Source organism: Planotetraspora thailandica (genome assembly GCF_016863335.1).
GTDB lineage: Bacteria > Actinomycetota > Actinomycetes > Streptosporangiales > Streptosporangiaceae > Planotetraspora > Planotetraspora thailandica.
The window spans coordinates 54255-66160 of sequence record NZ_BOOR01000027.1; the positions used below are offsets into that span (position 1 = coordinate 54255).

14 protein-coding genes are annotated in these 11906 nt (G+C 69.2%); 4 read left to right on the plus strand and 10 right to left on the minus strand.

The features are described from left to right. Positions 1-171 precede the first annotated feature (171 nt). Positions 172-603 (plus strand): hypothetical protein, encoded by a 432-nt coding sequence (locus Pth03_RS19455; RefSeq protein ID WP_203945742.1) that lies wholly within the window; start codon positions 172-174, stop codon positions 601-603. Between the two features lie 35 nt (positions 604-638). Continuing rightward, complete coding sequence (locus tag Pth03_RS19460; RefSeq protein ID WP_203945743.1) at positions 639-980, plus strand: LysR substrate-binding domain-containing protein; 342 nt, start codon at positions 639-641, stop codon at positions 978-980. Between the two features lie 3 nt (positions 981-983). Here Pth03_RS19460 and Pth03_RS19465 read toward each other — a convergent pair whose 3' ends face one another. The 6 genes from Pth03_RS19465 to Pth03_RS19490 all read right to left on the minus strand — a co-directional run bounded on the left by Pth03_RS19465 (position 984) and on the right by Pth03_RS19490 (position 6683). After that, positions 984-1943: a quinone oxidoreductase family protein gene (locus Pth03_RS19465; RefSeq protein ID WP_203945744.1), complete on the minus strand. Its 960-nt coding sequence runs from the start codon at positions 1941-1943 to the stop codon at positions 984-986. Between the two features lie 89 nt (positions 1944-2032). After that, positions 2033-2722 carry an HAD family hydrolase gene (locus tag Pth03_RS19470; RefSeq protein ID WP_239119186.1) on the minus strand — a complete coding sequence of 230 codons (690 nt, stop codon included), beginning with the start codon at positions 2720-2722 and terminating at the stop codon, positions 2033-2035. Beyond that, complete coding sequence (locus Pth03_RS19475; protein WP_203945745.1) at positions 2712-3803, minus strand: ABC transporter ATP-binding protein; 1092 nt, start codon at positions 3801-3803, stop codon at positions 2712-2714. The genes Pth03_RS19470 and Pth03_RS19475 overlap by 11 nt, the downstream gene beginning before the upstream one ends. Beyond that, entirely contained in the window at positions 3800-4702 is a 903-nt protein-coding gene (locus tag Pth03_RS19480; RefSeq protein WP_239119187.1) for an ABC transporter permease, read from the minus strand. The genes Pth03_RS19475 and Pth03_RS19480 overlap by 4 nt, the downstream gene beginning before the upstream one ends. Then, positions 4690-5559 carry an ABC transporter permease gene (locus Pth03_RS19485; protein ID WP_203945746.1) on the minus strand — a complete coding sequence of 290 codons (870 nt, stop codon included), beginning with the start codon at positions 5557-5559 and terminating at the stop codon, positions 4690-4692. Before Pth03_RS19485 ends, Pth03_RS19480 begins: the two co-directional genes overlap by 13 nt. After that, on the minus strand, positions 5559-6683 hold the full coding sequence (locus Pth03_RS19490; protein WP_203945747.1) for an ABC transporter substrate-binding protein: 1125 nt from the start codon (positions 6681-6683) through the stop codon (positions 5559-5561). Before Pth03_RS19490 ends, Pth03_RS19485 begins: the two co-directional genes overlap by 1 nt. A gap of 135 nt (positions 6684-6818) precedes the next feature. On the opposite strand from Pth03_RS19490, the gene Pth03_RS19495 reads away from it, so the two are divergent. Then, positions 6819-7556, plus strand: coding sequence for a GntR family transcriptional regulator (locus Pth03_RS19495; RefSeq protein ID WP_203945748.1), 738 nt, complete (start codon positions 6819-6821; stop codon positions 7554-7556). A gap of 14 nt (positions 7557-7570) precedes the next feature. On the opposite strand, the gene Pth03_RS19500 is transcribed toward Pth03_RS19495, so the two are convergent. From Pth03_RS19500 to Pth03_RS19515, 4 genes are all read right to left on the minus strand, one after another. Further along, on the minus strand, positions 7571-9319 hold the full coding sequence (locus Pth03_RS19500) for an ABC transporter ATP-binding protein (protein ID WP_203945749.1): 1749 nt from the start codon (positions 9317-9319) through the stop codon (positions 7571-7573). Next, positions 9316-10278, minus strand: a complete 963-nt coding sequence (locus Pth03_RS19505; RefSeq protein WP_203945750.1) for an ATP-grasp domain-containing protein — start codon at positions 10276-10278, stop codon at positions 9316-9318. The genes Pth03_RS19500 and Pth03_RS19505 overlap by 4 nt, the downstream gene beginning before the upstream one ends. Positions 10279-10309: 31 nt before the next feature. Then, positions 10310-10519 (minus strand): hypothetical protein, encoded by a 210-nt coding sequence (locus Pth03_RS19510; protein ID WP_203945751.1) that lies wholly within the window; start codon positions 10517-10519, stop codon positions 10310-10312. Positions 10520-10768: 249 nt separating this feature from the next. Beyond that, entirely contained in the window at positions 10769-11146 is a 378-nt protein-coding gene (locus Pth03_RS19515; RefSeq protein WP_203945752.1) for a hypothetical protein, read from the minus strand. Positions 11147-11633: 487 nt separating this feature from the next. Between Pth03_RS19515 and Pth03_RS19520 the strand changes: the two genes are divergently transcribed. Next, complete coding sequence (locus Pth03_RS19520; protein ID WP_203945753.1) at positions 11634-11900, plus strand: DUF6504 family protein; 267 nt, start codon at positions 11634-11636, stop codon at positions 11898-11900. The last annotated feature ends 6 nt before the right edge of the window (positions 11901-11906 follow it).

Consider the following 11906-nt stretch of genomic DNA (forward strand, 5'->3'; position numbering starts at 1 on the left):
GCCGGAGGAGCCGGCTGCTCTGACCAGGCCCGGACGCGGGTGAGACGTGGGCCACTGTCACAGTCTGGACGGCTGCCCTGTCTGGGAGGGTATGACCAAACCTTTTCTCACCTTCGCCGGGTACGTCGCGGCACGCTCGGACAACCGGACCACTTCGGCTCGGGGGCGGCGATGAGGACGTGGACAAGGGCACTCGTCGTTGTGCTCGCCTTGTTGACGGCCACGCTCGGTGTGTGGGCCGGGTTCGCGCCATTGTCCTTCTACGAGCACGGCCCCCTGCCCTTCCCGGACACGGGCTGGGTGGCGATGCTGCCGCCGTACAACGAACACCTGGTGCGGGACTACGGCTTCATGAACCTCGGGATGACCGTGGTCTTCGTGGCGGCCGCGATCAGGTTGACTCCGGCGTTGGTCCGTACCAGCACGGCCGCGCTGTTCGTGTTCGCCGTACCGCACACGGTGTTTCACAGCTTCCACCTGCACCACTTGAGTGCCGCTGAGGCGGCCACCCAGACGATCTCCATCGTGGTGCCGACCGTTGTCCTACCCGCTGTCGTGTTCTTGATGGCCAGTGGGCTCAAGCAAGCAGAGATCAAAGCGTGACTCCATAGATCCAGGAGAACGGCACCAGGCCATAGGTGGACGTCCATGACTCATGGTCATCGCAACGCAGGCCGTACGGCAACGCCGTACCGGGCCGTCTCCGCGGGTCCTCCGACGTGGCCTTCCTGTGGTTGCCCGTACCGCCGGGGCTGGCGACCCGCGAGGTGACGCGCGAGCGGCGGTTCGTCGCGATGCCGGCCGGCCACGAGCTGGCCGGGCGGGAGGAGGTCCCCATCGCGGCGTTGCGTGGAGAGCCGTTCCGCTCTGCCGCACGCCGCCGGGCCGGCACGACGCGCGGCGGAGGACGCGAGCACTTCACCTACGACTGCTCCCTGGAAGGGGAGCGGTTCGGCGACTGCGTCGGCCGGTACGTCTGATCGTCAGGGGATCAGCAGCAGCTTGCCCGTCGTACGGCGGGCCTCCAGGTCGTCGTGCGCCTGCCGGGCCTCGGCCAGCGGGTAGCGCCGGGAGACGTGCACGTTGATCGCGCCGGAGGCGACCCACCCCAGCAGGTCGTCGGCCCGTGCGACGAGCTCCTCGCGCGTCGCGGTGTAGTAGCCGAGCGACGGCCGGGTGACGAACAACGCGCCCGCCTGGTTCAGCCGCTGGAGGTCGAAGGGCGGCACGGGCCCGCTGGCCGCGCCGTACAACGCGAGCAGCCCGCGCGGGCGCAGTGAGGCCAGCGAGCCCTCGAAGGTGGAGGCGCCCACCCCGTCGTACACGACGTGGGCGCCGGAGCCGGTGAGCTCCTTGACCCTCTCGGGGAAGTCGTCGTAACCGAACACCTCGTCGGCGCCGGCCTGCCGCGCGAGCTTCTCCTTCTCGGGCGTGGAGACCGTGCCGACGACCCGGGCGCCGCGCAGCTTGGCCATCTGGGTCAGCAGCAGGCCCATCCCGCCGGCCGCCGCGTGCACGAGCACGTCGTCACCCGGCTTGACCTGGTGGGTCGAATGAGTGAGGTAGTGCGCGGTGAGTCCCTGCAGCATCACGGCGGCCGCCAGATCGGGGGACACGCCCTGGGGCAGCACGATCGCCTTGTCGGCGGGGATGACGGCCTTCTCCGCGTAGGAGCCGAGCACGTCGGCCCATGCCACCTGGTCGCCGGGCACCACGTCGGCGACGCCCTGCCCCACCGCCGTCACCGTGCCCGCACCCTCGGAGCCGAGCACGAGCGGCAGCTTCGTCCGATAGCGGCCCTCGCGCCGGTAGACGTCGATGAAGTTGACGCCGCTCGCCGCCACGTCGACCAGGACCTCTCCCGGACCCGGCACCGGGTCCGGGATTTCGGCGAGTTCGAGCGCCGACGAATCCCCGTGGGCGTTGACGACGATGGCACGCATGCGCGACTCCTCATCTCGGATCTACCTCTGATCCTGCCCAACGGGAGCCGTGCCGCGGCTGTTCCCCGCCCTGGTTCAGGCGTCGCGCGTCACTGGAATCGGGACGCCAGCAGCCGCAGCAGCGGCACGTCCACGCTCTCCAGCGTGGTCACCCTGGCCACCCCCTCCGGTACGGCTTCCGCCCCGCCGGAGAGGACGACCGTGCACCCGGCGGCCTGGGCGGAGGCCACCCCCGTGGGGCTGTCCTCGATGGCGACGCAGTTCTCCGGGGCGACCCCGAGTTTCTTCGCGGCGGTCAGATAGGGGTCGGGGGCGGGTTTGTTCCTGCCGCCCTCGTCGGCGGCGATCGACAGCTGGAAACGGTCGGCGCCCACGGTCTCCAGCACCAGGTCGACGACCTGCCGGGGCGAGGCGCTGACGAGCGCCGCGGGCACTCCCTCCGCACGCAGCGCGTCGAGCAGGGCGAGGGCTCCCGGCAACACGGTCACCCCCGCCTCGACCCGTACGCTGAACGCCCTGGTGACCATGGCCTCCACCTTGTCCTGGTCCAGCGGATCCTCGGCCAGCCGTACGAGGTGCGCCGCGGCGTCCTCGATCGACAGGCCGAGAAGGGTCCGCTGGTCGGAGGCGGAAAGGGCCGATCCGAGGTGGAGGGCGACCTCGAAGCAGGCCGCCCACCACAGACCTTCGGTGTCCACGACGGTGCCGTCCATGTCGAACAGGACGGCGCCCAGCTCTCCGGAAATCTCGCCGACCGGCCCCTTGGGCTCAGACGACATCGTGCTGCGGCACCAGGCCTTCCACCGTTGCCGACTGAGCCTGCGGCGCCGCCGCCGATACGAGCACGGGGCGCTCCACCAGGGAGACCCGTACGCGCGTGCCGGGGGCGAGCCGCGTGGTGTCGTGACCCGGCACGTCGGCCAGCACCTCGGTGTCGCCGAGCTGGATGCGCAGCCGCGCCGTCGACCCGCGGAAGGACGAGACCAGGACCATCCCGATTGCCTCAGCATCGGGAGTGACCTGCACGGCCTCCGGGCGGACGAGCACCTCGACGTCGGGGGTCGCGGGGACCTCGCCGTCGACGGGCAGGAGCTGCCCGAGCACGGTGACCTTGTCGCCGGACACGCGGCCGGGGATGCGGTTCATCGTGCCGACGAACTCCGCGACGAACGGCGTGGCGGGCCGGTCGTACAGCGTGGCCGGGTCGGCGACCTGCTCCAGGCGGCCCGCCCGCAGCACGGCGACCCGGTCGGCCATCGACAGGGCCTCCTCCTGGTCGTGCGTCACGAAGATCGTCGTGATGCCGAGCGAGAGCTGCAGCCGCCGGATCTCGTCACGCAGACTGATCCGCACCTTGGCGTCGAGCGCGGACAGCGGCTCGTCGAGCAGCAGCACGCGCGGCTCCAGCGCGAGCGCGCGGGCGAGCGCCACACGCTGCTGCTGACCGCCGGACAGCTGGTGCGGGAACCGCTCGCCGATGTGCGGCAGGCCGATCAGCTCCAGCAGCTCCTGAGCGCGGGCGTGCCGCTTGGCGGCGGCCACCTTGCGGACCCGCAGCCCGAAGGCCACGTTGTCCTTGATGCTGAGGTTGGGGAACAGGCTGTAGGACTGGAAGACCATGCCGGCGTCACGCTTGTTGGCCGGCACCCGGGTGATGTCCTTGTCGTCGACCAGCACGGCGCCCTCATCCGGCTGCTCGAAGCCGGCGACGCACCGCAGGGCGGTCGTCTTCCCGCAGCCCGAGGGGCCGAGGAAGGCGATCAGCTCGCCGGGCTCGATGGTGAGATCCAGCCCGTCAAGCGCGAGTGTGCCGGCGAAATTCCGGCGGAGCCCGCGCAGCTCCACCTTGGCCCCGTTCATGAGCCACTCCTTTGCCTAGCGCCGGCCGACGACAGGGCGAGCAGCAGCAGCCAGGTGATCAGGAGGCTGAACACCGAGACGGCCACAGAGACCTGCGCCTGCGAGCCGGAGATCGTGTAGATCCAGACGGGGAAGGTCTGGAAGTGCAGCAGACTCGCGATCGTGAACTCTCCGAGCACGAGTGCCAGCGTGAGGAAAGACGCACTGGCCAGGGACGACCTCAGGTTCGGCACGATCACCCGGAAGATCAGGTGCGGCCACGACGCGCCGAGGTTCCTGGCCGCCTCCACGAGCGTGCGCACGTCGATCGCGCCCAGGCCCGCGTCCAGGGCCCGGTAGACGAACGGCAGCGCCAGGATGACGTACGCCAGCACCAGCACCACAGGGAAGTTCTCGTCCTGGATCGCGAAGATCGTCTGGTAGAACGGCGTGCTCGCCAGGTAGTCGGGCCCGAACTGCAGCACCGTGTTGATGCCGGCGACGAAGGTGATCGGCGGCACCACGAGGGGGAGGGTGCAGACGACCTCCAGCACCGGCTTCAGCTTGGGCATGCTGAGCCGTACGGCCAGCATCGCGGGCAGCGTCAGGAGCAGGACCACCACGATGGTGGCGACACCGAGACCGATCGACAGCAGCAGGGACTGGCCGAAGCCCTCGGTGGTGAAGATCTGGCCGTAGGCGTCCAGGGAGAAGTCCTGCTCGGGCGCCTTGACCGTGAACATGAACGAGGCGAGCAGCGGAACCAGGAAGTAGACCGCGGCGATCGCCAGGATCACGCCGCGCCACACCCGGATCCGGCGCCGCCTTCCCTGCCCGGTGGGAGCGGTGGGCCCGTCCGCGACGGTCATGGCCGGGGGAGTCAGCGGAGCCATCGGGCCCTCGGGAGTCAGCGCAGCCATCGGGCGCTCCTTCGCTGCAGCGGGAGGTAGACCGCCATGACGAGGCCCGCAACGATGATCATGTCGAGGCTGAGGGCGAGCGCGACGTTCTCGTGGCCGATCAGGACGTTGCCCGACAGCGCGTTGGCGATCTGCAGGGTGACCAGGGGGACGGTCCCTCCGACCATCGCCGCCGCCGTCGCGTACGCCGCGAAGGCGCCGCCGAACAGCAGCACGACTCCGCCCAGCAGGGTCGGCGTCAGCACCGGGATCCCGACGTGCCGCCAGTACTGCCAGGTGTTCGCGCCGTTGTTCTGGGCCGCCTCACGCCACTGCGGGCGCAGGCCGTCCAGAGCAGGCACGACCACGACGACCATCAGCGGGACGGAGAAGTACAGGTAGACCAGGGCGAGGCCCCAGAAGTTGTACAGGCTCCACCCGACCGAGTCGAGGCCGAGGGCCGAGGTGATCACGCCGGAGTTCCCCAGGGTGGCGATCCAGGCGAAGGCCAGGGGAATGCCGCCGAAGTTGGACAACACGCCGGACGCCGTGAGCACCGCCTCACGCAGCATGCGGAACCGCGAGGTGACCACGGCCTGGGCGAGGAACGTCCCCAGCAGCGCCCCCACGACCGCGACGAGCGCGGAGAGCTTCACGCTCCCGATCATGGCGGTGAGGTAGGCGCCCTGCACCGACTCGGTGATGTTCGCGGCGCTGAACGCGCCCTCACGCTTGAACGTGCCGCCGAGAATGATCACGAGGGGCACGCCGAAGATGAGGACGACGAAGGCCAGCAGCGGTACGGTCGCAAGCCAGCTCTTGGACCTCGTACGGCCGCCGCGGGGGGCGGCCGTACGAACTTCGGACGGTGCCGACATCAGCCCGCGACCGCCGCGCCCCAGCCGCTCGCCAGGGTCGCCTTCGCCTTGTCGACCTGCTCAGGCGTGGGGAAGGTCGGGGTGCCGTCGACCTGGGGAAGCGCGGAAACCAGCGAGGCGTCGGCGCTGCCGTCGGCCTGCATCGCGGGCAGCAGCACCGGGCGGGCGTAGCCCTTCAGCCACAGGTTCTGGCCCTCGGCGCTGTAGAGGAACTCCTCCCAGAGGCGGGCGGCCGCCGGGTGGGGAGCCGTCTTGTTGATCGCCTGGGAGTAGTAGCTGGCGTACTTGCCGTCGGTCGGGATGGCGATCTTCCAGTCGACGCCCTTGCTGGCGAACTCCTTGGAGTAGCTCGCGTTGAGGTAGTCCCAGTCGATGCTGATCGGGGTCTCGCCCTTTTCGACCGTGGCCGGGGTGGACTCGACGGGGTTGTAGTTGCCGGACTGCTTCAGCTTCTTGAAGAAGTCGAGGCCGGGCTGGATGTCGTCGAAGGAGCCCTGGTTGGCCAGCGCGGCGGCGTAGACGCCGGCGAACGCCGAGCCGGACTTGGTCGGGTCGCCGTTCATGGCGACCTTGCCCTTGTACTCGGGCTTCAGCAGGTCGGCAAAGGTCGTCGGGCAGTTGGTGACCTTCTTGGCGTCGCAGCCGATGGAGATGTAGCCGCCGTAGTCGTAGAACCAGGCGCCGTTCGCGTCCTTCTGGCCGTCAGGGATCTTGTCCCAGCTCTGGACCTTGTAGTTGGCGAACAGGCCCTCCTGCGCGCCGCTGAGGGCGAAGGCGGCGCCGAGGTCGAGGACGTCGGGGGCGCGGTCCTGGCCCTTCAGGGTCTTGACCGCGTTGATCTCGTCCTGGCTGGAGCCGTCGGGGTTGTCGCTGTTGACCTTGATGCCGTACTTGGTCGAGAAGGTCTGGATGATCTCGCCGTAGTTCGCCCAGTCCGGCGGGAGCGTGATGACGTTGAGCTGGCCTTCCTTCTTGGCCGCCTCGACGAGCTTGTCGAGACCACCGAAGTCCTGGACGGAGGTCGCCGTGGCGGCGTTAACGCCTCCCGAGGCGGACGTGGTGTCCGACTTGGGGGCCGAACCGCACGCGGCGGCGGTCAGGGTGGCTAGGGTAAGCGCGGCCATTGCGCCGACGATACGAGTGGACAACGTTCCTCCCACTGAGATATGTGGATCGAACCTAGGGCAACTTGTACAAACAAGCGAGACCAGTAAGTCGCATATCGATGTCAGTCGAGTGAACGGAGAGGGACAGGGACGATGGCGCGTTATGAACACATCGCAGGGGAACTGCGGGACGCGATCGTCCGAGGCGACTACCCGATCGGCGCCCAGTTACCCTCAGAGGCCGCCCTGGCCTCGCGTTTCTCTGCGTCCCGCGGCACCGTCCGCCAGGCCGTCGCCATGCTGGTCTCGGAGGGCCTGGTCGGCTCCCGGCAGGGCGCGCGGCGCATCGTGCTCGGCAGCGAGCGCAGCCAGAGCTTCGCGGAGTTGCACAGCTTTGCGCAGTGGGCGCGCTCAGTCGGCCATCAGGCCGGCGGTCAGGTGATCGGTTCCCGCCGCCGTTCCGCAACCTCCGGTGAGGCCGCGCGGCTGGGGATCGAGCCGGGGGAGGAGGTGCTCGCGGTGCTCAGGCTCCGGCGGCTCGACGGAGAACCGGTGCTGGTGGAGCGGACCGTTTACGCGAGCTGGATCGCCCCCGCGGTGGAGCGGCTCGACCCGGCCTGCGAGTCGGTCACTCAGGAGCTCTACGAGACGGTCGGCCTGGTCTTCGCCTATGGCGAGCACCTGATCGACGCGGTCTCCGCGGGCGCCGAGGACGCGCGGATGCTCGGCGTGCGCCGGGGCAGCCCCTTGTTGCGTCAGCGGCGTACCACGACCACCCAGGAAGGCCGTCCGGTCGAGTGCTCCGACGACCGTTACCGGGCGGGCAGCGTCACCTTCAGCATCCGCAATTCTCACTCGGCCAACTCCCTGGTCCGCAGGGCCGGCGACTGACGCCGCGCGGCCGGCTAGAGGGGGAGGGCCGCCGCGTCCGGTGAACGGCGGAAGAGCTCCGCGTATCGTCCGCCGCGCTCGATGAGCTCGTCGTGGGTGCCCTGCTCGACCAGGCGCCCCTCGTGGAGCACGAAGACGACGTCCGCCGAACGGGCCATGGCGAGACGATGGGTGACGCCGATGGTCGTACGGCCGGCGAGGAGAGGCGCCAGCGCCTGGTGGACCTGCCGCTCGCTCTCGGCGTCGAGAGCCGAGGTGGCCTCGTCGAGCACGAGGACGCGCGGGTCGTTCAGGATCGCGCGGGCGATGGCGAGCCGCTGCCTCTCCCCGCCCGAGAGGCGGGAGCCGCGCTCGCCCACCATGGAGTCGTAGCCGTCCGGGAGCCGCATGATGCGGTCGTGGACGCGCGCAGACGCGCAGGCCGCCTCCAGTTCGGCCGTCGTCGCGGACGGCTTCGCGTACCTCAGGTTGTCGGCGATCGTCGCGTGGAACAGGACCGGTTCCTGGGTCACCACGCCGAACAGCCCGGCGAGGGATTCCCGCGTCAGGTCGCGGACGTCCACCCCGTCGACGGTGACCCGGCCCCGGTCGGGGTCGTGCAGGCGCATGATGAGGTGCGCCAGCGTGGTCTTGCCCGACCCGCTCGGTCCGACGATCGCGGCGAACTGGCCGGTGCGGACGGTGAGCGACACGTCCTGCAGCGCGGGCCGGCCGTCGTGGCCGTCGTGCCGGAACGTCACACCCTCCAGCCTGATCTCACCCCGGGTCGTCTCCGCGCGCACCGCCACCGCCCCGGGGCGGTCGGCGACGTCCGGCGTCAGGTCGAGATACTCGAAGATCCGCTCGAACACGGCAGTGGCGGCGCGGAACTGGACGGCGACCTGCATGAGCTGGCCCGCCGGGAGGAAGAGCCGGGCCTGTAGCGAGGTGAAGGCCAGTAGCGTCCCCGGTGTCGACGTCCCGGCGAACCCGGCGGCGGCGTAGACGACGGCGGGCATCACCAGGAAGAACGCCTGCAGCGTCGCGCCGAGCGCCTGCGCCGAGACGGAGGCCCGCACCTGCAGCGCGGCCAGGCGCCGGCTCTCGCCTCCGAACCTGCGCACTCCGTGGTCCTGCCGGCCGAAGACGCGGGCGAGCAGGACACCCGAGACCGACAGGGTCTCCTCGGCGATGACGGTCATCTCCGCGCGCGAGTGCTGGACGCCCGCGATGACGCGGCGCTGGTGCACGGCCACTTTGGCCGTCAGCCAGGCCGCGACGGGCAGCAGGCAGATCGAGACCAGCGTGAGCCTCCAGGAGAGCGCGAACATGCACACGACTGTGGTCACGCAGGTCACGGCGTTGGCCAGGATGGTGGGCACCGTCGTGCTGACGGTGCTCTGCACTTCGGCGACGTCGCCGATGACCCGCGACTGGATCTCCCCCGTCCTGGTGCCGGTGAAGAAGGTCAGCGGCAGCCGCTGAAGGTGCGTGTACAGGCCGGTGCGCAGCTTCTCCATCACGTCCTGGCCCATGCGGCTCGACAGGTGGGACTGGAGCACGCCCAGCCCGCCGCCCAGCGCCGTGACCACGAGCATGACGCCGAGAAGGCCGGTGAGCAGCCCGATCCGCGGCCCGCCGGGCCCGAACAGGCCCTCGTCCACCATGTCCCGGCTCAGGAACGGGAGCACCGCGCCGAGCCCGGCCGACGCCACGATGAGGCCGGTGATGAGGAGCACCCGCGTGACGTACGGCCGGAACAGCGCCAGCACCCGCCGGGTCATCGGGTCGCTTCGCCGTACAGGAAGCCGGTGAACGCGTCGATCAGCGGCAGTCCGGTCATGCCTTCGACGAACAGCCACTGGCCCTGCGGGTTGAGCTCCAGCCAGACGTATTCGCCCTCGTCGGTCAGCTTGAGGTCGAAGACGCCCATGGTCAGCCCGAGCCGCCGCAGAATCGCGCGGAGGGCCCCCTCGATCGCGTCGGGCAGCGTGTGCTCGGCCGCGGGAATGTTCAGGTTGGGGCGCCAGTCGAGATCGTCGGACTCCAGAAGCGCGGCCAGCACCCGGTCGCCGAAGACCTGCACCCTGACGTGCCGCCTGCCGGGCACGAACTCCTGATAGATGGCCGGGCACAGGCGCATCGCCGCGTCGTCGGCCAGCAGTTCCTGTCCGACCGTGATGGTGCCGGCCGGCGCCTGCATCACCCCCTGGACCGCCTTCACGATCGCGTTCGGGCGCGCGCCGCAGAATTCGCGGATCCGCTCGGGCGACTGGCTGACCAGCGTCTCAGGGATCCGCACGCCCAGCTCGTGGGCCAGGCGGAGCTGGGCGACCTTGTTCTGCGCGTCCCAGATCGACGACGGGCGGTCGATCCACCGGCCGCGGAAGTCGGTCAGCAGCATGCCGAGCGCGGCGGCCCTGGTGTCGGTGTCGATGAGCTCGCGGTGTGCGGGATCGGTCACCTCGGGATTGGCCGAGGTGCGAGTGTTGCCGAGCCGGCGGAACCAGACGGCGTCGAGCTCCCGCAGGTCGACCCGCGTTCCCTCGGCGTCAGGGAACACCGGCTCGGTGAGCCCCTGCGGCGACCAGCTGAGCCCTGGTCCGTCGCCGAAGTGGTCGGTCTCGAAGATGTGCACGCTCGCCGGCAGGCGCCGCTCCATCTCCGCTTTGACGGCGTGGGCGTGCAGGTCGCGCTCATGCGTGACGACGGCGATCCGCACGGACTTTTCGTGGACACGCATGAGCGCAACCCCTCTCTACTTCGCTACCAGATCAGCGCGCGTAGTCGCAGTCGTCCCAGCCGTCGCCCGAACCGCTGATGGTCTCGTTCGGGTGCATCGACTCGATCTGGTGCAGGGCGCGCTCGATCTCGAGGCGGGCGATCAGGTCCCGCTCCCACTGGGCCAGCGCGGGCGCCGGGGCGAGGGTCATCTGCTCCTGACCCACGAAGATCGCAGGGCGGACGGGCGTGTCAACCGTCATCGTGTTCCTCCTTGGACGCGGCGGACGCGAGTTCGTCCGCCGTCCTTTGAAGCGTGGAGGCCCGCTCTTGCAGATCGGTTGGGCCGATCTTGTCGATCGCTGGTAATCGGCTGCAGGGTGCCGTTCTCGAACGCGGGCGAGGCTCCCGGCCGGGGCATCGGATCGTGACCGACCGCCGTCACCGGGAGCCTCGTCTCATCCGCCGTGACCAGCATGATCACGATGGAAAAGGCTCAGTTGTACGGATTATCAATAGGTGAGGCCACTGGCGGCGCAGTCGTCCGACCACAACGGGATGTCCACGCAGAATTCCCAGATGTTCCAGGGGTCGGAAGAAGTGGCGTGTCCGATCGTTCCGCCACCGCAGCCGCCGCCATAGCTGTCGGGGTCGTACATGTGCGACGTTTCCGAGCCGTGGAGCTTCTTGGCGAAGACGTATACCCGGCGGCCGTCGTTGTCGTTGTCGCAGACGGTGAATCTGCCTGTGGAGCTGTCGAACGACGCCCAGCTGTTTCCGTGATAGAGGTGGTCGACGTATGCGAACGCCGGTGTGGCAACGGCCGTCAGGGTGACGATTCCGGCGGCGATGGCCGTCGTGGCCAGCGCGGCTCGCGACAGGATGGACATGGGCGCTCCCTACTCCGATGTCTGGCGTGCCAAATCGGTGTCATTGTTACGAAAATGGGCGCGGTACGTCGAGATGATTGCATGCCGAAAAATCTGAATATGGGTTAAAAAAAGTTAACTTGACCGATCTGAATACTCGATGTAATGGAATGCGTCGGCTTATATGGTGCGGTGTGATTTAATTCCGGTAATTGCAGGTAGGAATGGTTCTGGGGATAGGGGAGGCCACGCGGCGACGGGCTCCTTCTTCGCCGATGCGGCATCGTTCCCCGCGTCCCCGCGGCGGGCGTCGAAATCCGGCCGGCACCTGGACACCGCTGCGAATCGTCCGGCGGGTCGTTCCCTTGGCTCGCCGTCGCGCCGGGAAGTGAGGGTGTCGACTTGCGTTCGATCTTCTGGGAACGTATGTTCGAACTAGCGGGCGTTCTGCCCGATTGATCCGCCCGTCTTCCCCCGGGTGGCCGCACAGCCACAGGGAGAAGACGTCTTGAGCAGACTCTACGGCGATCCGATCGAGGTATGGGCCCGGGACGGTCAGCCTGCTCAGTTCGTCTGGCGGGACCGGCTCTATACCGTGCGCCAGGTGCAGGACCACTGGGTGGTCGCCCGCGAATGGTGGAAGACCTCCGACGCCGATCCCGGCGAGCGGCGGTTCTGGCGGGTCGAGGCCGCCGCCGGCCGGGACGTCGGCACCTACGAGCTGCGCTTCGACACCGCGAGCGGCGGCTGGCTCCTGTTGAGGGCGTGGGACTGATGGGAA